General features: G+C 62.8%; 22 protein-coding genes and 1 riboswitch. Of the genes, 12 read left to right on the top strand and 10 right to left on the bottom strand.

The genetic code is table 11. The annotated features are described in order from the left end of the window. The first annotated feature begins 82 nt into the window (after nt 1–82). From EV286_RS07865 to EV286_RS07830, 8 genes are all read left to right on the top strand, one after another. Nucleotides 83–793, top strand: a complete 711-nt coding sequence (locus EV286_RS07865; RefSeq protein WP_132956478.1) for a hypothetical protein — start codon at nt 83–85, stop codon at nt 791–793. Nucleotides 794–930: 137 nt separating this feature from the next. Continuing rightward, nucleotides 931–2,940 (top strand): acetyl/propionyl/methylcrotonyl-CoA carboxylase subunit alpha, encoded by a 2,010-nt coding sequence (locus EV286_RS07860; RefSeq protein WP_132956477.1) that lies wholly within the window; start codon nt 931–933, stop codon nt 2,938–2,940. Nucleotides 2,941–3,084: 144 nt separating this feature from the next. Further along, entirely contained in the window at nt 3,085–4,212 is a 1,128-nt protein-coding gene (locus EV286_RS07855; RefSeq protein ID WP_132956476.1) for an S-(hydroxymethyl)glutathione dehydrogenase/class III alcohol dehydrogenase, read from the top strand. Continuing rightward, on the top strand, nt 4,212–4,685 hold the full coding sequence (locus EV286_RS07850; RefSeq protein ID WP_132956475.1) for a GNAT family N-acetyltransferase: 474 nt from the start codon (nt 4,212–4,214) through the stop codon (nt 4,683–4,685). Before EV286_RS07855 ends, EV286_RS07850 begins: the two co-directional genes overlap by 1 nt. Nucleotides 4,686–4,696: 11 nt before the next feature. Further along, nucleotides 4,697–5,158, top strand: a complete 462-nt coding sequence (locus EV286_RS07845; protein ID WP_132956474.1) for a YaiI/YqxD family protein — start codon at nt 4,697–4,699, stop codon at nt 5,156–5,158. Nucleotide 5,159: 1 nt separating this feature from the next. Beyond that, on the top strand, nt 5,160–5,993 hold the full coding sequence (fghA, locus tag EV286_RS07840) for an S-formylglutathione hydrolase (RefSeq protein ID WP_132956473.1): 834 nt from the start codon (nt 5,160–5,162) through the stop codon (nt 5,991–5,993). 280 nt (nt 5,994–6,273) lie between these two features. After that, the gene (locus EV286_RS07835; RefSeq protein ID WP_132956472.1) at nt 6,274–7,041 is read left to right on the top strand and encodes a 2'-5' RNA ligase family protein; all 768 of its coding nucleotides are present in this window, start codon (nt 6,274–6,276) and stop codon (nt 7,039–7,041) included. A 205-nt stretch (nt 7,042–7,246) separates the two neighbouring features. Beyond that, nucleotides 7,247–7,561, top strand: a complete 315-nt coding sequence (locus EV286_RS07830; RefSeq protein ID WP_132956471.1) for a multidrug efflux SMR transporter — start codon at nt 7,247–7,249, stop codon at nt 7,559–7,561. 51 nt (nt 7,562–7,612) lie between these two features. Here EV286_RS07830 and EV286_RS07825 read toward each other — a convergent pair whose 3' ends face one another. The 7 genes from EV286_RS07825 to crcB form a co-directional block, all read right to left on the bottom strand. Further along, entirely contained in the window at nt 7,613–8,005 is a 393-nt protein-coding gene (locus EV286_RS07825) for a DoxX family protein (protein ID WP_132956470.1), read from the bottom strand. Between the two features lie 124 nt (nt 8,006–8,129). Then, nucleotides 8,130–9,662, bottom strand: coding sequence for an acyl-CoA carboxylase subunit beta (locus tag EV286_RS07820; RefSeq protein WP_132956469.1), 1,533 nt, complete (start codon nt 9,660–9,662; stop codon nt 8,130–8,132). A gap of 85 nt (nt 9,663–9,747) precedes the next feature. After that, nucleotides 9,748–10,212 carry a hypothetical protein gene (locus EV286_RS07815; RefSeq protein WP_132956468.1) on the bottom strand — a complete coding sequence of 155 codons (465 nt, stop codon included), beginning with the start codon at nt 10,210–10,212 and terminating at the stop codon, nt 9,748–9,750. Nucleotides 10,213–10,283: 71 nt separating this feature from the next. Further along, nucleotides 10,284–11,072, bottom strand: a complete 789-nt coding sequence (locus EV286_RS07810) for an ATP12 family chaperone protein (protein ID WP_132956467.1) — start codon at nt 11,070–11,072, stop codon at nt 10,284–10,286. Nucleotides 11,073–11,081: 9 nt separating this feature from the next. Then, nucleotides 11,082–11,735 carry an HAD-IA family hydrolase gene (locus EV286_RS07805; protein WP_132956466.1) on the bottom strand — a complete coding sequence of 218 codons (654 nt, stop codon included), beginning with the start codon at nt 11,733–11,735 and terminating at the stop codon, nt 11,082–11,084. 55 nt (nt 11,736–11,790) lie between these two features. Then, nucleotides 11,791–12,783, bottom strand: a complete 993-nt coding sequence (locus EV286_RS07800; protein WP_132956465.1) for an RluA family pseudouridine synthase — start codon at nt 12,781–12,783, stop codon at nt 11,791–11,793. Between the two features lie 93 nt (nt 12,784–12,876). Further along, entirely contained in the window at nt 12,877–13,254 is a 378-nt protein-coding gene (crcB, locus tag EV286_RS07795; protein WP_132956464.1) for a fluoride efflux transporter CrcB, read from the bottom strand. Nucleotides 13,255–13,413: 159 nt separating this feature from the next. On the opposite strand from crcB, the gene EV286_RS07790 reads away from it, so the two are divergent. Continuing rightward, nucleotides 13,414–13,683 carry a hypothetical protein gene (locus tag EV286_RS07790; RefSeq protein ID WP_132956463.1) on the top strand — a complete coding sequence of 90 codons (270 nt, stop codon included), beginning with the start codon at nt 13,414–13,416 and terminating at the stop codon, nt 13,681–13,683. Between the two features lie 37 nt (nt 13,684–13,720). Here EV286_RS07790 and EV286_RS07785 read toward each other — a convergent pair whose 3' ends face one another. The 3 genes from EV286_RS07785 to EV286_RS07775 form a co-directional block, all read right to left on the bottom strand. Next, nucleotides 13,721–14,722 (bottom strand): copper chaperone PCu(A)C, encoded by a 1,002-nt coding sequence (locus EV286_RS07785; RefSeq protein ID WP_132956462.1) that lies wholly within the window; start codon nt 14,720–14,722, stop codon nt 13,721–13,723. A 95-nt stretch (nt 14,723–14,817) separates the two neighbouring features. After that, nucleotides 14,818–15,195: a hypothetical protein gene (locus tag EV286_RS07780; protein WP_132956461.1), complete on the bottom strand. Its 378-nt coding sequence runs from the start codon at nt 15,193–15,195 to the stop codon at nt 14,818–14,820. A 112-nt stretch (nt 15,196–15,307) separates the two neighbouring features. Beyond that, nucleotides 15,308–16,060, bottom strand: a complete 753-nt coding sequence (locus tag EV286_RS07775; RefSeq protein WP_132956460.1) for an SDR family NAD(P)-dependent oxidoreductase — start codon at nt 16,058–16,060, stop codon at nt 15,308–15,310. A gap of 208 nt (nt 16,061–16,268) precedes the next feature. Next, a riboswitch (glycine riboswitch) is annotated at nt 16,269–16,356 on the top strand. Between the two features lie 152 nt (nt 16,357–16,508). On the opposite strand from EV286_RS07775, the gene gcvT reads away from it, so the two are divergent. From gcvT to gcvP, 3 genes are read left to right on the top strand one after another with little or no spacing between them, the layout of a single operon-like run. Next, nucleotides 16,509–17,648, top strand: coding sequence for a glycine cleavage system aminomethyltransferase GcvT (gcvT, locus tag EV286_RS07770; RefSeq protein WP_132956459.1), 1,140 nt, complete (start codon nt 16,509–16,511; stop codon nt 17,646–17,648). Nucleotides 17,649–17,676: 28 nt separating this feature from the next. Continuing rightward, nucleotides 17,677–18,039: a glycine cleavage system protein GcvH gene (gene gcvH / locus EV286_RS07765; protein WP_132956458.1), complete on the top strand. Its 363-nt coding sequence runs from the start codon at nt 17,677–17,679 to the stop codon at nt 18,037–18,039. Further along, on the top strand, nt 18,039–20,903 hold the full coding sequence (gene gcvP / locus EV286_RS07760; protein ID WP_132956457.1) for an aminomethyl-transferring glycine dehydrogenase: 2,865 nt from the start codon (nt 18,039–18,041) through the stop codon (nt 20,901–20,903). The genes gcvH and gcvP overlap by 1 nt, the downstream gene beginning before the upstream one ends. Nucleotides 20,904–21,009 lie beyond the last annotated feature (106 nt).

Raw genomic sequence — 21,009 nt, 5'->3', positions numbered from 1 at the left:
GCCGTTAACCTCCCTCGTTCAGGAATTTTCAATAGGCTCGCAATAGAAGGGCCGAAGTTTCATGATGAAACTGGAGAAAAGGATGAGCGATTATCGCCTCGCTTTCCCGGCATGTGTGATCGCCGGAAAGAATCGGCTGGAAGCCGAAGACGTAACCCTGCTGCGCAGTAGCACTTTTCCGGCCGGAATCCGTTCCGCCGAAGACGTCATCGTGCTCCTCACCCTCCAGAACTGCTGCCCGGAAAAAAGCCCGGAATGGGATTCGTTTTTCATCGAGGCGCTGACGGCTTTCATCGTCAACCACAGCTATCCGCAGGGCACGCTCGACGAGATCAACGTCGCCTGGCTCCGCCGCATCTTTGCCGCCGAAGGCGTGGTCCAGTCCACGGTCGAACTCGAGCTTCTGCTCCATGTCGTCGAAGTCTCGGCCCATGTACCCGACACACTGACGTCGCTGCTGCTCGACCAGCTGCGGCTCGCGATCACCGACGAGATCGGCGCCTATCATCTCTCGCGTATGCATGCCCGCAAGGGCGTGACCCGCCAGGACACCGAGTTTGTCCACCGTGTGCTTCGCCGCAAGCTGGAGAAGGGGCGCTTCCTGCTTTCGGCCGCCGAGATCGCCGTCCTGCGGCGCGTCGATGGGGGCATCGATCCCCTCTTCAACCATCCGCGCTGGTCCGAACTGATGAACGCCGTCGACATGCGCGAGGACGAGGACAGGCCACCCCGCCAGAGCCGCTGGCTGCGCGTCTCCGACGACATGCTGGCGTCCGATACCTCTGCCGCGTGAATGATCTTCATGCCACCTTCGTCGCATTCTAGACGAAAGTCTCCCCCGTACGCACCCGCCAGCCCTCGCCCCACGTTGTGTGCACCGGCGTTTTGTGACTAAAACGCTGGATTGGCTTTCAAAGCGGTGGAGCTCCGATGTTCAAGAAAATCCTGATCGCAAATCGCGGCGAAATCGCCTGCCGTGTGATCAAGACCGCGCGCCGCATGGGCATTGCGACGGTCGCCGTTTACTCCGATGCGGATCGGGATGCGCTCCACGTCGAAATGGCCGCCGAGGCGGTCCATATCGGTGCCGCTGCAGCCTCGGAAAGCTATCTCGTCGCCGACAAGATCATCGACGCCTGCAGGCAAACGGGCGCCGAGGCCGTCCATCCCGGTTACGGATTCCTTTCCGAGCGGGCGTCGTTCTGCGAGGCCCTCGAAAAGGCTGGCATCGTCTTCATCGGGCCGAAGGTACCGGCCATCACCGCCATGGGCGACAAGATCGAATCGAAGAAGTTCGCTAATGCCGCCAAGGTCTCCACTGTACCCGGCTATCTCGGCGTCATCGAGGATGGCGCCCATGCCGAGACGATCGCCGCCGAAATCGGCTATCCGGTGATGATCAAGGCCTCCGCCGGCGGTGGCGGCAAGGGCATGCGCATTGCCTGGAACAAGGGTGAGGTGCGCGATGGCTTCGAGCGTGCCCGCTCGGAGGCGAAGAGCTCGTTCGGCGACGACCGCGTCTTCATCGAGAAGTTCGTCGTCGATCCGCGCCATATCGAAATCCAGGTTCTCGCCGATGCCCACCGCAACGTCGTCTATCTCGGCGAGCGCGAATGCTCCATCCAGCGGCGCAACCAGAAGGTCGTCGAGGAGGCGCCCTCGCCCTTCCTCGACGAGAAGACCCGCCGCGCCATGGGCGAGCAGGCAATCGCGCTTGCCAGGGCCGTCGACTATCAGAGCGCCGGCACAGTCGAGTTCATCGTCGATCGGGACCGGAATTTCTACTTCCTGGAAATGAACACGCGCCTGCAGGTCGAGCATCCCGTCACCGAACTCGTGACCGGCATCGATCTCGTCGAGCAGATGATCAGGGTTGCCGCTGGCGAGGCCCTGCCCTTCGCGCAGGCGGACATAAAGCTGAATGGCTGGGCGATCGAGAGCCGGCTCTACGCCGAGGACCCCTATCGCAACTTCCTGCCCTCGATCGGCCGCCTGACGCGCTATCGCCCCCCAAGCGAGGGCAAGACGGCAGATCGTCTGGTGCGCAACGACACCGGCGTCTATGAGGGCGCCGAGATCTCGATGTATTACGACCCCATGATCGCCAAGCTCTGCACCTGGGCTCCGACGCGGCTCGAGGCGATCGATGCGATGGGCGAGGCGCTTGATGGCTTCATCGTCGACGGTATCGAGCACAACATGCCTTTCCTCGCCGCCCTGATGAAGCATCCCCGCTGGCGCGAGGGCCGGCTCTCGACAGGCTTCATCGCCGAGGAATATCCGGACGGGTTCGCCCCGATGACGCCCACAACGGACGAATCCGCGATCCTCGCCGCGGTTGCCCTCTCCTGCCTGCTGATCGACACCCACCGTCGCGCGCGCCTTGTCGACCGCCTGCGCCCGGTGAGCGGACCCCTGTGCCAGGAATGGGTCGTCAAGCTCGGCCCGGACTATATCCCGGTCAACCTCGTCGACGGTCAGGTCACCTCTCCCTTCGCCATGCCGATGGAGATCGACAAGAAGGTAGTCGCGGTATCGACGGAATGGCGTCCGGGCGACGCGATCTGGCGGGGAACCGTTGGCGGGCGCCGCGTCACCGCACAGGTCCGCCCGCTCGCCAGCGGCGTACTGCTGGACTGGCAGGGACTTTCCGTAACGTCAAGAGTATTCACGTTACGTCAGGCAGAACTCGACAGACTGATGCCGACCAAGCTTCCGCCTGATACCTCGAAACTGCTGCTCTGCCCGATGCCCGGGCTTGTCGTCGCGATCGCCGTTGCCGAGGGCCAGGAGGTCAAGGCAGGCGAAACCCTTGCCGTGGTCGAGGCGATGAAGATGGAGAACGTGCTTCGGGCCGAGCGCGATCTGACGATCGGCAAGATCAACGCGAAGGCCGGAGAGAGCCTTGCCGTCGATGCCGTGATCATGGAGTTCGCCTGAGAGCCACCTCGCTGGGGGACCCTGCCGTCGGTAAGCCCCTCCGCCACTCGCTGTAAGTTGGCGTCAAGCCGCAATTCTGCTTGAGCCTTGCGCTTTCGCCATGCGAAAGTCGCCGCGGCCAAATCACTAGGGAGATTTCAAAAGATGGATGTTCGCGCTGCCGTTGCCGTTCAGGCAGGAAAACCGTTGGAAATCATGACCGTGCAGCTGGACGGTCCGAAGGCGGGTGAAGTTCTTGTGGAGGTGAAGGCGACCGGATTGTGCCACACCGACGACTTCACGCTCTCCGGCGCCGATCCGGAAGGACTGTTCCCGGCAATTCTCGGCCATGAAGGCGCAGGCATCGTCGTCGATGTAGGCCCGGGCGTGACCTCGGTGAAAAAGGGTGACCACGTCATCCCGCTCTACACGCCGGAATGCCGTTCATGCCCGTCGTGCCTCAGCCGCAAGACCAATCTCTGCACGGCGATCCGCGCCACCCAGGGCCAGGGCCTGATGCCGGACGGCACCTCGCGCTTTTCGATCGGCAAGGACAGGATCCATCACTACATGGGCTGCTCGACCTTCGCGAACTATACGGTCCTGCCGGAAATCGCGGTTGCCAAGGTCAATCCCGACGCTCCTTTCGACAAGATCTGCTACATCGGCTGCGGGGTGACGACCGGCATCGGTGCGGTCATCAATACCGCGAAGGTCGAGGTCGGCGCGACTGCAATCGTCTTCGGTCTCGGCGGCATCGGACTCAACGTCATCCAGGGCCTCAAGCTCGCCGGCGCCGACATGATCATCGGCGTTGACCTCAACAACGACAAGAAGGCCTGGGGCGAGCGCTTCGGCATGACCCATTTCGTCAACCCGAAGGAAGTCGGCGACGACATCGTGCCCTACCTCGTCAACATGACGAAGCGCGGAGCCGACCAGATCGGCGGGGCCGACTACACCTTCGACTGCACCGGCAACACCAAGGTCATGCGTCAGGCGCTGGAAGCCAGCCATCGCGGCTGGGGCAAGTCGGTCATCATCGGCGTCGCCGGCGCCGGCCAGGAAATCTCCACCCGCCCCTTCCAGCTTGTCACCGGCCGCACCTGGATGGGCACGGCCTTCGGCGGCGCCCGCGGTCGCACCGACGTTCCGAAGATCGTCGACTGGTACATGGAGGGCAAGATCCAGATCGATCCGATGATCACCCACACCATGCCCCTCGAGGATATCAACCGGGGCTTCGAGCTGATGCATTCCGGCGAAAGCATCCGCAGCGTGGTTCTCTATTGATGCAAGGGCAGGTTTACAGGGTCGACGTGCGCGGCATGGAAGAGTTCTCCGCACGGGAACTCTACGATCTGCTGAGAATGCGCGTCGACGTCTTCGTGGTGGAGCAGAACTGCCCCTACCCCGAACTCGACGGCAAGGACCCCGCAGCGCTGCATCTGCGGCTGGTCGACGGCGACGAACTCCTGGCTGCGGCGCGGCTCTTCGAGCCACGCGAGCCGGGAGCCGCCGCAAAGATTGGCCGGGTGGTCGTCTCGCCTGCCCATCGCGGCAAGCGCCTCGGCGATGCGCTGATGAAGGAGGCGATCGCAGCCTGCGAGCGGCTTTTCCCTGATAGCCCCATCGCGCTCTCCGCCCAGAGCCACCTGCAGCGATTCTATGAATCGCTCGGCTTCACAGTGACCTCCGAGGAGTATCTGGAAGACGGTATTCCGCACGTCGACATGGTGCGCCAGATGTCGGCGCAGCCGGCATAGGGAACAGCGCCATGATCTACGTCGATGCAGATGCGTGCCCCGTGAAGCCGGAAATCCTGAAGGTCGCCGAGCGCCTCGGCATGGAGGTGACCTTCGTCGCCAATTCCGGCCTCCGGCCCTCGCGCGATCCGATGGTGCACAACGTCATAGTCTCGGCCTCCTTTGATGCCGCCGACAACTGGATTGCGGAACATGCTTCGGAGGGCGACGTCGTCGTGACCGCGGACGTGCCGCTCGCCGTACGCTGCGTCGCGACAGGCGCGCTGGTCTGCGGGCCCTCGGGCCGCGTCTTCGACGAGACCAATATCGGCATGGCGAGCGCGATGCGCGATCTTGGCGCCCATCTGAGGGAGACGGGCGAAAGCAAGGGCTACAACGCGGCCTTCGGCCCGAAGGATCGCTCGCGCTTTCTCGAAAGCTTCGACCGCCTCTGCCGCAGGGCAAAAAACACATCACAGACAAGTGGGGACTGACATGAAGATCATTTCGCAGGCAACCGCCTTCGGCGGCATGCAGGGCGTATTCAGCCACGAATCCGAGGCCTGCAGGTGCGAGATGACCTTTGCGGTCTACGTACCGCCACGGGCGATCAAGGAGCCCTGCCCGGTGCTCTGGTATCTCTCGGGGCTGACCTGCACACATGCCAATGTCATGGAAAAGGGCGAGTACCGCCGCATGGCCGCCGAGCTAGGCCTGATCATCGTCTGCCCGGATACCAGCCCGCGCGGCAACGACGTGCCCGACGAGCTCACCAACTGGCAGATGGGCAAGGGCGCCGGCTTCTATCTCGATGCGACCGAGACCCCCTGGTCCGAAAACTACCAGATGTACACCTACGTCACCGAAGAGCTTCCCGCGCTCGTCGCCGCGCAGTTTCGCGCCGACATGAGCCGCCAGGGTATCTTTGGCCATTCCATGGGCGGCCATGGCGCTATGACCATCGCACTGAAGAACCCTGAAAGCTTCAAGAGCTGCTCCGCCTTCGCCCCGATCGTCGAGCCCTCGACGGCCGACTGGTCCGCACCGGCCTTCGAAAAATATCTCGGCCCCGATCAGTCCGCATGGCGAGCCTACGATGCCTGCGCGCTCGTAAGGGACGGCGCACGCTTTCCCGAATTCCTGATCGACCAGGGCAAGGCGGACGGTTTCCTCGAAAACGGCCTGCGCCCCTGGCTCTTCGAAGAGGCGGTCAAGGATACCGGCATCGGCCTCACGCTGCGCATGCACGAGCGCTACGACCACTCCTATTACTTCATTTCGACCTTCATGGACGACCACCTGCGCTGGCACGCCGAAAGGCTCGGTTGAATCGTTGATGGACCGCCCCAAGCGATAGATATACAATAATTACGGGTATCGTCTGATAGGAAAGGAAGAACGATCTTCTGAAGCAGACATTCTGTTTCGGCTTCGAGAATTCGTCTCAAGACTACGGGTGGTTGACGCGTCGGACGATGAAGCCGCCATTGCGGCATGAAATTTCCTGTTCTCATTCACGGCCGTCCAGTTTGGCCGGTGAAGATGGCATTGCCAACGTAAGAACGACAAGGAGATGGTCATGACTAGTCGAGGGCAAGGTCTGGGGTTGATGGCGGGTTTTGCCGCCGCTGTCACAAGTGTATCCGCTTCTTTGGCTCACCTACGACATCTGAGCGCCTTGGTCTTCACGACCGTCGCCCTCGGGCTGGCGCTCGGCTTTGCCGAGGGCGCCGTCGCGCAAGATCAGGTGACGGCGATCGACATCGCGCTTGAACCGGACGCCACGATGGTTCAGCACGCGATGGAATGCAACGCGCTTCTGCGCAAGTCGTTTCCGAAGGGCTTTGCCCTGGATGAAACGCACCACCCGCACATTTCCATGCTGCAGCAGTTCGTGCGCACGGAGGATCTCGACAAGGTATACGCTGCGGCGAACGCGGTTATGACCAAGGAAAAGCCCACAACATGGAAGCTGAAAGCCTTCAAGTATTACTACATCCCTTCTCCGCCGGTGGGCCTTGCGGGAATTGTGGTCGAACCGACCAAGGACCTGCACCGCCTGCAGGATGAGCTGATTGCTGCCGTCAAACCCTATACCGTCAAGACGGGAACCCCGACTGCGTTCTTCAGCGAGGAGGATGGCCGCGACATTCAAAAGTCCCTCATCAAGTACGTCGCCAACTTCGTTACCGACGCGGCGGGCAAGCACTTCAATCCGCACGTGACGATCGGCGTCGCAACGGAAACCTATCTGAACAAGCTGCTGGCCGAACCATTCCCGTCGTTCACGTTCTCACCGAATGGAGCTTCGGTCTATCAGCTTGGTACCTTCGGTACAGCCCGCAAGGAGCTCAAGGCGTTGACACTGGCGCCGTGAGACGGGACTCCTTTGTTGACGATCCCTTGAGAGCCCGTTGGAAACGATGGAGCGCTGACGGGTGGCATGGCTGCCATGCCATTTCCCATCTTGAAGTCGGCCGCCCCATCGCGCATATACGCCTCATCGCAGACGACTGCGGCGCGCCCTGCGGGCGATCGCGGATATTGCGGGGACGGCCTCGCTCCTTCATGTGGAGAGCATAATGGCTTGGTTCCTGTTGTTTTTGGCTGGCCTTTTCGAAATTGGCTGGGCGATCGGCCTCAAATATACCGACGGCTTCACGCGCCCGCTCCCGACCGCTCTTACGGCAGCTTCGATGGTCGTCAGCGTCATCCTTCTCGGTCTCGCAGTGAAGAGCCTGCCCATCGGCACGGCCTACGCGGTCTGGACGGGCATCGGCACTGTCGGCACGGCGATCCTCGCCATGTGGCTGCTCGGCGATCCGGTCACGGTCCTGCGTATCTTCTTCATCGGGCTCATCGTTGCCGGCATTGCCGGCCTCAAGCTCGTGGCCTGACAAGATCGGGCCAAGGACGGCTGCCTCTCCGGCGGCCGCCCTACTGTCCACTCAACTGGAGCGGTTGTCGATCGCCCATGCGCCGGCACCGGCAAAGACCAGATAGAGGAAGATGAAGCAGAAGAGGACGGCACCATCCCCCTCGTTATTGGCCGGGAAGAAGCTGATCGGCACGTGTTCCATGAAATAGGCGAAAGCCATCTCGCCGCTCATGATGAAGGCCGCCGGACGCGTGAGGAAGCCGACGAGAACAAGCATGCCGCCGACAAGCTCGATGACGCCGGCGACGATGAAGAGCGTCGGCATGCCGCCCTCCCCGAAATTCGCCGGTGGAAAGCCGAAGAGCTTCTGCGTTCCGTGCTCTATGAAAAGAAGCGCCGTGACGATCCTGAGGATCGCCAGCGCATAGGGTTCGTATTCCTTGAGGCGTTCGACAGCCGACATCTGCTACTCCGTCCGTTGCGGGGCCACGGAGGATCATCCCCGCCATTGGGAATCGGGGCAATGTCCTTGCAGCCGTTTACCTGCGTGACACGATAGGGAACACGCGAGACACCGCTCCTATTCGTCAGAGTGGAATATTGTCATGCTTCTTCCAGGGATTGGCGAGATCCTTGTTGCGCAGCATCTTCAATCCGCGAGCAAGGCGCCGCCGCGTCGAATGCGGCATGATGACCTCGTCGATATAGCCGCGCTCGGCCGCAACGAACGGCGAGAGGAACCTGTCCTCATACATCTTCGTATGCGCAGCAATCTTCTCGGGGTCGGCTATGTCCTTGCGGAAGATGATCTCGACCGCGCCCTTCGCCCCCATGACCGCGATCTGTGCCGTCGGCCAGGCATAGTTCAGGTCGCCGCGCAGGTGCTTGGAGGCCATGACGTCATAGGCGCCGCCGAAGGCCTTGCGGGTGATGACGGTGAGCTTCGGCACCGTCGCCTCGGCATAGGCGAAGAGCAGCTTCGCCCCGTGCTTGATGAGCCCGCCATATTCCTGCGCCGTACCCGGCAGGAAGCCCGGCACGTCGACGAAGGTGACGATGGGAATGTTGAAGCAGTCGCAGAAGCGCACGAACCGCGCCGCCTTGCGGGAGGCATCGCTGTCGAGCACACCCGCAAGCACCATGGGCTGGTTGGCGACGAAGCCGACCGTCGAGCCTTCGATGCGGCCGAAACCGCAGACGATGTTCTTCGCAAAGCTCGCCTGGATCTCGAAAAAGTCGCCCTCGTCGGCGGTCTTCAGGATCAGTTCCTTGATGTCGTAGGGCTTGTTGGCATTGGCCGGCACCAGCGTGTCCAGCGACATGTCCATCTCAGTCACCGATTGGTGACATTCGATCTCCGGCAGCGGCGAGGTGTTGGAGAGCGGCAGGAAATCCACAAGCCGGCGCACCTGCAGCAGCGTGTCGACATCGTTGTCATATGCGCCGTCGGCGATCGAGGAACGCGTCGTATGCACCGACGCGCCGCCGAGCTCCTCCGCCGTCACCGTCTCGTTGGTCACAGTCTTGACGACGTCCGGGCCGGTCACGAACATGTAGGAGGTGTCGCGCACCATGAAAATGAAATCCGTCATGGCCGGCGAATAGACGTCGCCGCCGGCGCATGGGCCCATGATGACCGATATCTGCGGGATGACGCCGGAGGAAAGCACGTTGCGCTGGAAGACTTCGGCATAGCCGCCGAGTGCCGCCACACCCTCCTGGATGCGCGCTCCGCCGGCGTCGTAGATGCCGATGATAGGCGCGCGGTTCTTGAGCGCCATGTCCTGCACCTTCATGATCTTCTCGGCATGTGCTTCGGAAAGCGAGCCGCCGAAGACGGTGAAATCCTTGGCGAAGAGGAAGACGGTGCGGCCGTTGACCGTGCCCCAGCCGGTCACGACGCCGTCGCCGGCGATACGGCTCTTGTCCATGCCGAAGTCGGAACTTCTATGCTCGACGAACATGTCGAACTCTTCGAACGATCCCTCGTCGAGCAACAGTTCGATGCGCTCGCGCGCCGTCAGCTTGCCGCGCTTGTGCTGGGCGTCGATCCGCTCCTGGCCGCCGCCGAGCCTCGCGATTTCGCGCCGGCGCTCCAGTTCGTGAAGTATTTCCTTCATGGACGTTCCTCTCGTTTCATTTCGCTTACCACGCGTGGCAGCGCCTTTGAAGAGAGGGTCGATAGACCATTGGTCGAAGAAGGACTTACGCGCCGCCCCGCGGCATGTTGAGGCTGAAAGTGGAGCGGATGCGTGCCGCGATATCCTCGGCCATGATCTGGTCGGCGAGGTTCGGGTCGCGCGCAAAGGTCGTCACATCGAAGGAAGCGACCGCGACTACCTCGCCGCTATCGACGGACGCGGCATTGATACTGACCCTGGCGGAATTGCGGTCGGCCTGGTAGCCGAGCCCCTTCTGGACTTCGACAATGCGGACCGTCAGCACCACGCGCGGCAGCGCTTCTTCGTGCGTGGTGGCCGCGATCGCCGCATTGATCCGGCTGCCCGTCGCCGAGAGGAGTTCCGCGGGAATACCCGGTCCGGACAGCACGACGGCGCTGCGCACATCATACATCGGCGGCGGATCGGATTTCGCCGTGAGGCTCGCACATGCCCCCAACGCCAAGCAAGCTATCAGGCCAAGCCAAATACGCGACGGCAGCCAAAGCATGTTAAACGAATCCCGATCCCCATCTGAGCCGGGCACAGATTTCGCCAGAACCGTTTGTAACGCAACAGGAATCAGCTTCTCAAGGCTGAAAAAACATCCGCCGCGGCCTGAAACTCCTCAAAGCGCTTCGCCCACCTCTGTTCCGCTTCCTCGTCGCTGCCCCAGCGCTCGATCGTCCAGTCCTCGTCGAGATGGGCGAGCGACCAGGCCTCGTCGAGCGGAAGGCGCCCCTCGGCGAAAGCGAGCGCAAGCAACGCCGAGCCGGTAAGCGTCGTCATCGTGTGCAAGCTTGCGAGAGCCAGTGCAGTATCGTGCCTTCCGAGCGCCACGCCAAAGGCGGCGATCGCCTCGCGCGGCTGCTCCTGGTGCATGACGCCTTCGGCGAGGATGAAGCGAGCGCTAAGCTCGTTCGCCGCCCAGTCGAGGATCGGATCCCACCGCTCCGTCTGGCGCGCCACCAGGGCCATGGGGCTTTCGGCCCGGTAGCAGAGAAGGTCGGTCGCGGAAAACCGGAGGACATCCTCGAATACCGCCTGGCTTTCGGCGGCGACACCGTCGAGCGCGGTGTTGACCAGCCGCGTCACCGGCATGGTGCCCGGATCGATCACGTCCGCCTGCTTCTGCCATTCGGCAGCGATGAGCTGTGCGAGCGCCTTGGTCGGCACCGCAAGCGTCTGGCGCGCAGGCGTTTTCAGTTGCTTGCCGTCGAGCGTGATGGCGAAAAGGCCATCGTCGCTCTCGGCGATCCCGACATCCTTGTAGAAGCGCTTGGGCAGGGGCTTGCGCATCTGTATCTGCGCCCTGCGGGCCGGATCCGGATGGCTCAGGCCTTCGGAGATATCGTTCAGCAAGTCGCGCATGGCATCACCTCACAGAATATGGCTCAACAGGTCGTTCGGATGATGCGCGATGGCATCGGCGCCGGCAGCGAGCAAATCGTCGACCGTCGCATAGCCCCAGGAAACACCGATCGCCGTCGCACCGGCGGCCTTCGCCATCTGCATGTCGTAGATCGCATCGCCGATGACGATCGTGTCGCTGGTGCTCATGCCTGTCTCGTCACAGCACTCGGTCACCATGGCCGGGTGCGGCTTCGAAGGGCAATCATCCGCAGTCCTCGAAACAATAAAATGCGGGGCGAAGCCGTGGGTTTCAAGGATGTGCGTGAGACCACGCCTCGATTTCCCGGTAACCGCGCCGATGAGAAGCCCGTCGCGGGCGGCAAGCGTATCGATTACCGAGCGGATGCCTTCGAAAAGCGGCTCCGACATATCGGGTTCGGCGCGTACGCCCGCATAGATCGATTTGTAGTGCGCAGTCATGGCGATCGCCTCGTCGTCGACATGTGGCTTGTCCCGCATCCGGGCGATGGCAATGTCGAGCGTCAGCCCGATGATCGACTTCGTGCTCTCAATCGGCGGCCTCGCATGGCCAAAATCAACAAAGGTCCGGGACATGACTTCGTGGATGAGACGCGCGCTGTCGACCAGCGTCCCGTCGCAGTCAAAAAGGACAAGTTTCATTTCTTCTCGTGTTCCTTCGATCGCGGCTCTCTCCCGGCATCGCCGGGTCTGCGGGTCATTCCGCTTCGTCCGCGCTATTTTCGTCGAAGCCCAGCAGGTTCCAACTCTGGACCATGTGCGGCGGCAGCGGTGCCGTCACGCGTAGCCGGCCGCCGTTTGGATGCGGTATGTCGATATGGCGGGCATGGAGGTGCAGGCGCTTCTGCATGCCGCCCGGAAAATCCCAGTTCGGATCGTCGATGAAATATTTCGGATCGCCGATGATCGGATGACCGATGTGGAGCGCATGGACGCGAAGCTGGTGCGTGCGGCCCGTGTACGGCTCCATCTCCAGCCACGCCAGGCTCTGCGCAGCGGTCTCCACGACCCTGTAATAGGAAACGGCGTGGTCTGCGCCCTCCTCGCCGTGCTTGGCGATGCGCACGCGGTCACCGTCCGCGGTCGGTTCCTTGACCAGCCAGGTGGAAATCTTGTCCTCATGCTTGCGGGGAACGCCCTTGACGAGTGACCAGTAGGTCTTCTTCGTGTCGCGTTCGCGGAAGGCCGCCGTCAGCTTCTGGGCGGCACCGCGGGTGCGCGCCACCACCAGTACGCCGGACGTGTCGCGGTCGAGCCGGTGCACAAGCCGCGGCTTCTCGCCCTTCTGGCTCGTCCAGGCCTCGAGCATCTTGTCGATGTGCCGGCTGACGCCCGAACCGCCCTGCACTGCAAGGCCGGCGGGCTTGTTCAGGACGAAAACCTTGTCGTCCTCGTGCAGCAGCATCCTCGCCAGAAGCTCGGCATCGCCGGAGTGCTTCAGCTCCTTGCCGGCGATCGGCCCCGCCTTGATGCCCTTGGCGTCGACGTCGAGCGGCGGAATGCGCACCATCTGTCCGGGCTGCACTCTCGCATCCGTCTTGACGCGGCCGCCATCGACCCGCACTTGTCCCGAACGGAGCAGCTTCTGGAGCTGGCCGAATCCCAGGCCCGGAAAGTGCACCTTGAACCAGCGGTCGAGACGCATGCCGGCCTCGTCCAGGGCGACCTTGATATGTTCTATGCCAGCCATGAAGTTTCTTTCGCATATGCGGGTCGGCACCGGAACGGCCTGCCCTTGCGCTGGCTTTAGAGTATTTTTCGGAAAACGGAAACCGTCTTCGGATCAGGCGAGCGCACGCATGAGCGCAAGGCCCGCCACGACGCCGGCCATCGAGACGCCGAAGCTCGCGATGATGTAGATGCTGCCGGCGAACAACTGTCCGCGCTCGAAAAGCATGGCGGCATCGAGCGAGAACGAGGAGAAGGTGGTGAAGCCGCCAAGTATCCCGGTCATCAAAAGCAGGCGCAGTTCGATCGAGTTGTTGAAGCGCTGGGCGATCAGTTCGGCGAGCACACCGATCGCAAAGCAGCCAACCACGTTCACCGCCAGAGTACCCCACGGAAAGGCGGGCCCCATGAGCTTCGCCGCCCACTGGCCGACATAGTATCTGAGAACGGAGCCGATGGCCCCGCCAATCGCGACGAGAAGAGCATACATCATGGCTCCCCGATCTAACGCAGCCTCTACTCGTTTCCAAGCCGGATTGCCCGACTGCGGTACGGATTCAGCCCGATGGTTAAAATGCCGCCGGTTTTCTTCAGGGAGCATCAAACGGGGACCATGTATGAAGAAAGCTTGGATTAACCAGACTGAACCAACATGACACAGGTCGTTTCCGTTTCCGCATCGACAGCCGCGCTCGCCATCGAGGCCCTCAGGCCGCAGACGAAGGCTCCCGCTCCGGCGAGCATCGCCGCTCGCGAGGCGCGCAAGATCGCGGAGCGACGCGAGGGTCAGGACGAAGAACCCGCTGCCGCCGTGTCGGTCATCAGCTCGACCGAGGTGGCGCTCGATCTCCTGACGCTCGGCCACCGCCAGCCCCAGGCGGGCATGAAGCAGGCAATCGAATCCTACGAGGAATCGATCTAGGCGGTTGGAGGGAACCCAAGTTCCCTCCGCAGACGCCTCAGTTGCCCTTTGCCGACTTCACATCCAGGTCGATGCTCACCGAACCCGCCTTCTCGAAGGTCAGCGTCACCGGCACCTTCATGCCCTCCTTGAAGGGCTGCTTCACCTGCATGAACATCAGGTGAAGCCCGCCGGGAGCCAGCGCGACCGTCTGGCCGGCCGGAATGGCAAGGCCGTCGCTCAGCTCGCGCATCTTCATGACATTGTCCTGCATCTTCATCTCATGGATCTCGACGCGGCCCGCCGCAGGCGAGACTACCGAAACGAGCCGGTCGTCGCTGCCGCCATTGTGGATCGACATGAACCCACCGCCGACCGGCTGGCCGGGCAGCATCGCCTTGGCAAAAGCCCCGGAAACCTCGATCGCGCCGACCTTGGCCGTCGGGCCGGCGTCACCGGTGCCGGCCGTCCCGGCCATGCTCATCCCCGCCATGTCCATGCCGGCCATTCCGGCCATGTCGTGGTCCGCCCCATGCCCCTGGCCGGCAACGACCTCGAGGACCGGCGCAGGGTTCTTGAGCGAATGCGGATCCGCGCCCTCGGTTGCCACCTCGTCCCAGGTGACGGATGCGTCCGCGCCGCAGAGCTGGGTCACCGGAAAGGCAAGCGATCCGCCCGCCGCGACGCCGGAAACTTTACCCTGGATCACGAAGGTGTCGTAGAAATCGTCGGAGAGATTGCCGTTCTTCCAGCGGATCTCGAGCGGGCCGGATTTCACCGCGTCGCCGTGATTGTCATAGGTCCTCTGGTAATCGCCCTTGATGACTTCGAGCTCCCAGCCCGGCTTCGGCTGGGGCTTGGCGAAGACGAAGCCTTCCGGCAGCTTCACGCGCACTTCAGTCGTCGCCTTGCCGTCGCATCCATGCGGAATCTGCAAGGTCAGCAGGCTCGTGCGGTCTTGCGGCGCGTGGTTGTCGAGGAATGTCACATGCGCAAGGGATGCCGTCGTGGCACTCGCACAAATCAGGGCGCTCAGCCCCATGGTCCTGATGAATCTCATTCTAAATCTCCTGTCCGGTTGCCGCCCTCTCTTCGGCTGGCAGACCGCAAAGGCCGCTGGCGCGGCGCGTCGTGTTCCTGGGTTCTGGCTGGAGATCAGGCCAGTGCAGGCGGTCCGCGCGATTTCGGACCTTCGGTCGGGCCTTTCGAGAGTGTCTCGGCAGGCGGCATCGGCGGATTGAAGACCGACGCCATGTCGGAGCGCAGCCAACCATCCTGATCCGGCATCGGCAGGATGACCGAAGCGGCCAGCCGGCAGACCTCGCAGTTGGCAGGAAGCGTCTGCTTGCCGCGGTCATCGTCGCTGGTGATGCAGAGCGACGCATAGGTCCCGTCAGGAAGGGTAAACTCGGCGGAATTGTATGCGGCCGCCGCAGGGGCACGTGCGGCGTGATGGGCAAGGCCAAGCATGAGAAGGCCGATTGCGCAGAGCAAGCGCACAGCAATCGCCAATGTCGGACCCCTCCGCGTCATCCCCCGCTCCGCTCCTTGCAGTCAGGTTCTGCGATATTCCCTTTCCGGAAAAAATGCAAAACCAGATTTTCCCAGGCAGTGCGCGGATCCGGCCCGCGGGCACATTGCTCGCTTAGCTCAACGATTGCCCGCCGTCGACCACGATCGTTTGCCCGGTCACCCAACTCCCCAAGTCACTCGCCAGGAACAATACAACGTTTGCGATCTCCTCCGGCGTCCCGAACCGGCCCCAGGGTATGCTGTTGAGCGTGCGCTGGTAGAGTTGGGGATCCGATGCCTTGCGGTTATCCCACACGCCGCCCGGAAACTCGATCGAGCCGGGCGCGATGGCGTTTACCCGGATGCGCTTTGATGCAAGCGCCAGTCCCTGGCCCTTCGTGTAGTTGATGAGAGCCGCCTTGACCGCGGCGTAGGGCAGCGAACGCGGCACCGCCCTCAAGCCGGAAATCGACGAGATGTTGATGATAACGCCACCTCCCGCCTCTTCCATGAGCGGTATGGCCGCCTGCGTGGCGCGCATCGCCGCCATCAGGTCGACGTCGATGCTGGCGCGCCAGCCGGTCTCGTCATCCTTCATGCCGACACCGGACGCGTTGTTGATCAGGATGTCGATGCCATCAAGCGCGCTGGCGGCTCCTTCCACAAAGCGCGGGGCAGCAGCCGCATCGGCAAGATCGCATGGCATGGTGAAAACCTCGCCCCCATGCCGCTGCAGCTCGGCTTCAGCCGCCGCGAGGCCCTCTGCATTGCGCGCGCAGATCGCCACATCGGCGCCTTGCGCCGCAAATGCCAGCGCGATTGATCGGCCGATACCGCGACTGCCTCCCGCGACAGCAACCTTCTTGCCCTTGAAGGAGATTTGCATTGCAGAACTCCCAAGCTGATTCACGATTTTTCGAGGTGGATCGACAGTATATTGGATGATCAACGCGCGGTCGAGGAAAGTCGGATTCGAGAGAAATGGTCGGGCCGGCCGCGTTGCTGTCGCCCTAAGTCGAAGACGGCGCGACAAATTTTTGCTCGTCGGCGACATTTGGCTCTTGCCAAGTGATACCGCTGCCAGATAATGGCGACCAACCTTGTTGGGAGAAGCCGGCCTGCGCCGGTGCCGAAGGAGCAACCGCCCCGGAAACTCTCAGGCAAAAGGACCAGCAGGGGGCAGACGGAACTCTGGAGAGAAGCGCCGTTACAAGGCGTTCGCCGAAGGGATAACAATCTCAGGCAAAGGGACAGAGGGGGCTCATGATCCGGGCGCGACCGCGTCCGAAATTTGAGCCCGCGCTTTGGACGAAGCGCAAACCCCGGAGGCGTCGTTGGACGAAACTGCTGCCCTCAAGAAAACCCCATTGCACGATCTGCATCTGTCTCTCGGCGCCCGCATGGTTCCGTTCGCAGGCTACGACATGCCGGTGCAATATCCGCTCGGCGTACTGAAGGAACATCTCCACACCCGTGCCGGCGCCGGCCTGTTCGACGTCTCCCACATGGGCCAGGTGATCCTGCGCCCTCGCTCCGGCAAGTACGAAGATGCAGCACTGGCCCTTGAGAGCATCGTCCCTGTGGACATCGTCGGCCTCGCCGAAGGTCGCCAGCGTTACGGTTTCCTGACGGACGAGAACGGCGGTATCCTCGACGACCTGATGATCACCAATCGCGGCGACCACATCTTCGTCGTCGTCAACGCCGCCTGCAAGGATGCCGACGTCGCGCATCTTAAAAAGCACATCGGCGACCGCTGCGAGATCACCCTTCTCGACGACCACGCATTGGTCGCGCTCCAGGGCCCGCGTGCCGTCGAGGTTCTGGCGGAGCTCTGGGCCGATGTCGCGGCGATGCGCTTCATGGACGTGCGCCTGGTCAAGCTGCATGACGTGCCCTGCATCGTCTCGCGTTCCGGCTACAGCGGCGAGGACGGCTTCGAGATCTCCATCCCGGCAGACAAGGCCGAGGATGTCGCCAAGCGCCTGCTCGAGCATCCCGACGTGCAGCCGATCGGCCTCGGCGCCCGCGATTCGCTGCGCCTGGAAGCCGGGCTTTGTCTCTACGGCAACGACATCGACACAACGACCTCGCCCGTCGAGGCCGCGATCGAATGGGGCATCCAGAAGACTCGCCGCACGGGCGGCCTCCGCGCAGGCGGTTTCCCTGGCGCCAAACGCATTCTTTCCGAGCTCGACAATGGCGCCACGCGCCGCCGCGTCGGCCTGAAGCCGGAAGGCAAGGCGCCGGTGCGCGCCCATGCGAAGCTCTATGCGGACGCGGAAGGCAGGACCGAGATCGGCGAGGTTACCTCCGGCAGCTTCGGCCCGAGCGTCGAAAGTCCCGTCGCCATGGGCTACGTACCCGTCGCCAGCGCCGAACCCGGAACCCAGGTTTTCGCGGAAGTGCGCGGCAAATACCTGCCGCTCACGGTGACCGCCCTGCCTTTCGTCAAGCCCGCCTACAAACGCTGAACGTCAAATTTCCAGAGAGGACATCACAATGCTGAAATTCACCGAAGAACATGAGTGGCTGAAGATCGAGGGCGACGTGGCGACCGTCGGCATCACCACCTACGCCGTCGAGCAGCTCGGCGATCTCGTGTTCGTCGAACTGCCGGAAGTCGGCGCGACCTTTGCAAAGAACGACAACGCCGCAACCGTCGAATCCGTAAAGGCTGCTTCCGACGTCTATTGTCCGCTTGATGGCGAGATCACCGCCGTCAACGACGCGATTACGGCCGAACCGGCACTCGTCAACTCCGACCCGCAGGGTGCCGGCTGGTTCTTCAAGCTGAGGCTCAAGAATGTCGCCGATGCCGATGGCCTGCTTGACGAAGCGGCCTACAAGGAGCTCACCGCCTAATGACGACTCCCACCGAATTCCAGTTCACCGACTACCAGCCCTACGACTTCGCCAACCGCCGCCACATCGGCCCCTCGCCGGCCGAGATGGAGGAGATGCTGAAGGTCGTGGGCTATAAGAGCCTCGACAGCCTGATTGACGCCACCGTGCCGCCGGCGATCCGCCAGAAGGCGCCGCTCCTCTGGGGCGCGCCGATGACCGAGCGGGAGGCGCTCGACAAGCTGCGCGAGACCGCCAACAAGAACAAGGTGCTGACCTCGCTGATCGGCCAGGGTTACTACGGCACGATCACGCCGCCGGTCATCCAGCGCAACATCCTCGAAAACCCCGCCTGGTACACGGCCTATACGCCCTACCAGCCGGAGATCAGCCAGGGCCGCCTGGAAGCGCTCCTCAATTACCAGACGATGATCTGCGACCTGACCGGCCTCGACGTCGCCAATGCCTCGCTGCTCGACGAGGCGACCGCCGCCGCCGAAGCCATGGCCATGGCCGAACGCGTTTCGAAGTCGAAGGCGAAGGCTTTCTTCGTCGATGCCGAGTGCCACCCGCAGACGATCGCCCTCATCCAGACCCGCGCCGAACCGCTCGGCTGGACGGTCATAACAGGCAATCCCTTCACCGATCTCGACCCGACCGAAGTCTTCGGCGCGATCTTCCAGTATCCGGGCACGCACGGCCATGTGCATGATTTCTCCGGCCTGATCGCCCGCCTGCACCAGACCGGCGCGATTGCCGTCGTCGCCGCCGACATCCTGGCGCTGACGCTGCTGAAGTCCCCCGGCGAAATGGGTGCCGATATTGCCATCGGCTCCTCGCAGCGCTTCGGCGTTCCGGTGGGTTATGGTGGCCCGCATGCGGCCTACATGTCGGTCAAGGACGCGATCAAGCGCTCCATGCCCGGCCGCCTCGTCGGCGTTTCCGTCGATGCCCGTGGCAACCGCGCCTATCGCCTGTCGCTGCAGACGCGCGAACAGCATATCCGCCGCGAAAAGGCGACGTCGAACATCTGCACCGCGCAGGTTCTGCTCGCGGTCATGGCATCGATGTACGCCGTCTTCCACGGCCCGAAGGGCATCAAGGCGATCGCCCAGCAGGTCCACCAGAAGGCCGTGCTGATGGCGAAGGGCCTGGAAAAGCTCGGCTACACGGTTGAGCCGGAAACCTTCTTCGATACGATCACCGTCGAGGTCGGCCACATGCAGGGCCTGATCCTGCGGGCCGCCGTCGCCGAGGGCGTGAACCTTCGCAAGGTCGGCGAGACGAAGATCGGCATGAGTCTCGACGAGCGCACGCGCCCGGCGACGCTGGAAGCGGTATGGCGCGCCTTCGGCGGCAATTTCGCCATTGCCGATTTCGAGCCCGGCTATCGCCTGCCGAAAACTCTCTTGCGCACCAGCGAATACCTGACGCATCCGATCTTCCACATGAACCGCGCCGAAAGCGAGATGACCCGCTACATCCGCCGGCTCTCCGACCGCGATCTGGCGCTCGACCGCTCGATGATCCCGCTCGGCTCCTGCACGATGAAGCTCAACGCCACGGCGGAAATGCTGCCGATCACCTGGCCGGAATTCTCGGATATCCATCCCTACGTTCCGGCCGACCAGGCACTCGGCTATCGCGAGATGATCGATGATCTCATCGAGAAGCTCTGCGCCGTCACCGGCTACGACGCGTTCTCCATGCAGCCGAACTCCGGTGCGCAGGGCGAATATGCGGGGCTCTTGACGATCCGCAAGTACCATATCGCCAACGGCAACGGCCACCGCGATGTCTGCCTGATCCCGACCTCGGCCCATGGCACAAACCCGGCCTCCGCGCAGATGGTCGGCATGAAGGTGATCCCGGTCAAGGCAAAGGAAAACGGCGATATCGACCTCGACGATTTCCGCGCCAAGGCGGAAGAACATGCGGCAAATCTCTCCTGCTGCATGATCACCTACCCGTCGACCCACGGCGTCTTCGAGGAAACCGTCAAGGAGATCTGCGATATCGTGCACAAGCACGGTGGCCAGGTCTATCTCGACGGCGCCAACATGAACGCCATGGTCGGCCTGTCCCGCCCCGGTGACATCGGCTCCGACGTCTCCCACCTCAATCTGCACAAGACCTTCTGCATCCCGCATGGCGGCGGTGGACCGGGCATGGGCCCGATCGGCGTCAAGGCGCATCTGGCACCGTTCCTGCCGGGCGATCCTGATGCGGACAGCCGTTCCGGCGCGGTCTCGGCGGCGGTCTTCGGCTCGGCCTCCATCCTGCCGATCTCGTGGAGCTACTGCCTGATGATGGGCGGCGAGGGCCTGACGCAGGCGACCAAGGTGGCGATCCTCAACGCCAACTACATCGCAAGCCGCCTGAAGGGCGCTTACGATGTGCTCTACAAGTCGAAGACCGACCGCGTTGCGCATGAATGCATCATCGACACCCGCCCGCTGGTCGACAGCTCGGGCGTCACGGTCGACGACGTCGCCAAGCGCCTGATCGACTGCGGTTTCCATGCACCGACCATGAGCTGGCCGGTTGCCGGCACGCTGATGATCGAGCCGACGGAGTCCGAAACCAAAGCCGAACTCGACCGCTTCTGCGAAGCGATGCTGGCGATCCGTCAGGAAGCCCGCGACATCGAGGAAGGCCGCTCGGACAAGGCCAACAACCCGCTGAAGAACGCCCCGCACACGGTCGAAGACCTGGTCGGCGAATGGGATCGCCCCTATTCCCGCGAACAGGCCTGCTTCCCGCCCGGCGCCTTCCGCGTGGACAAGTACTGGTCCCCGGTCAACCGCGTCGACAACGTCTACGGCGACCGCAACCTCATCTGCACCTGCCCGCCGGTCGAGGCTTATGCGGAGGCAGCCGAATAAATGGCTCGCCCTCCTCGGACTTGAACCGAAACCTCGGTCTCAAACACCCGACCCGAAAACTTCAAGGCCCCTTCCGGAGGGGCCTTTTGATTCCGGAACCGATGAT

Origin of the sequence: Rhizobium sp. BK251, assembly GCF_004345245.1 — a bacterium.
In the GTDB taxonomy this organism is placed as follows: Bacteria; Pseudomonadota; Alphaproteobacteria; order Rhizobiales; family Rhizobiaceae; genus Rhizobium.
This window is presented reverse-complemented; position numbering and strand designations above follow the sequence as displayed.

Coding starts and splice junctions, on each gene's coding strand:
- EV286_RS07865 (WP_132956478.1), top strand. CDS start 83: ATGAGCGATTATCGCCTCGCTTTCCCGGCATGTGTGATCGCCGGAAAG.
- EV286_RS07860 (WP_132956477.1), top strand. CDS start 931: ATGTTCAAGAAAATCCTGATCGCAAATCGCGGCGAAATCGCCTGCCGT.
- EV286_RS07855 (WP_132956476.1), top strand. CDS start 3,085: ATGGATGTTCGCGCTGCCGTTGCCGTTCAGGCAGGAAAACCGTTGGAA.
- EV286_RS07850 (WP_132956475.1), top strand. CDS start 4,212: ATGCAAGGGCAGGTTTACAGGGTCGACGTGCGCGGCATGGAAGAGTTC.
- EV286_RS07845 (WP_132956474.1), top strand. CDS start 4,697: ATGATCTACGTCGATGCAGATGCGTGCCCCGTGAAGCCGGAAATCCTG.
- fghA (WP_132956473.1), top strand. CDS start 5,160: ATGAAGATCATTTCGCAGGCAACCGCCTTCGGCGGCATGCAGGGCGTA.
- EV286_RS07835 (WP_132956472.1), top strand. CDS start 6,274: ATGGCGGGTTTTGCCGCCGCTGTCACAAGTGTATCCGCTTCTTTGGCT.
- EV286_RS07830 (WP_132956471.1), top strand. CDS start 7,247: ATGGCTTGGTTCCTGTTGTTTTTGGCTGGCCTTTTCGAAATTGGCTGG.
- EV286_RS07825 (WP_132956470.1), bottom strand. CDS start 8,005: ATGTCGGCTGTCGAACGCCTCAAGGAATACGAACCCTATGCGCTGGCG.
- EV286_RS07820 (WP_132956469.1), bottom strand. CDS start 9,662: ATGAAGGAAATACTTCACGAACTGGAGCGCCGGCGCGAAATCGCGAGG.
- EV286_RS07815 (WP_132956468.1), bottom strand. CDS start 10,212: ATGCTTTGGCTGCCGTCGCGTATTTGGCTTGGCCTGATAGCTTGCTTG.
- EV286_RS07810 (WP_132956467.1), bottom strand. CDS start 11,072: ATGCGCGACTTGCTGAACGATATCTCCGAAGGCCTGAGCCATCCGGAT.
- EV286_RS07805 (WP_132956466.1), bottom strand. CDS start 11,735: ATGAAACTTGTCCTTTTTGACTGCGACGGGACGCTGGTCGACAGCGCG.
- EV286_RS07800 (WP_132956465.1), bottom strand. CDS start 12,783: ATGGCTGGCATAGAACATATCAAGGTCGCCCTGGACGAGGCCGGCATG.
- crcB (WP_132956464.1), bottom strand. CDS start 13,254: ATGATGTATGCTCTTCTCGTCGCGATTGGCGGGGCCATCGGCTCCGTT.
- EV286_RS07790 (WP_132956463.1), top strand. CDS start 13,414: ATGACACAGGTCGTTTCCGTTTCCGCATCGACAGCCGCGCTCGCCATC.
- EV286_RS07785 (WP_132956462.1), bottom strand. CDS start 14,722: ATGAGATTCATCAGGACCATGGGGCTGAGCGCCCTGATTTGTGCGAGT.
- EV286_RS07780 (WP_132956461.1), bottom strand. CDS start 15,195: ATGACGCGGAGGGGTCCGACATTGGCGATTGCTGTGCGCTTGCTCTGC.
- EV286_RS07775 (WP_132956460.1), bottom strand. CDS start 16,060: ATGCAAATCTCCTTCAAGGGCAAGAAGGTTGCTGTCGCGGGAGGCAGT.
- gcvH (WP_132956458.1), top strand. CDS start 17,677: ATGCTGAAATTCACCGAAGAACATGAGTGGCTGAAGATCGAGGGCGAC.
- gcvP (WP_132956457.1), top strand. CDS start 18,039: ATGACGACTCCCACCGAATTCCAGTTCACCGACTACCAGCCCTACGAC.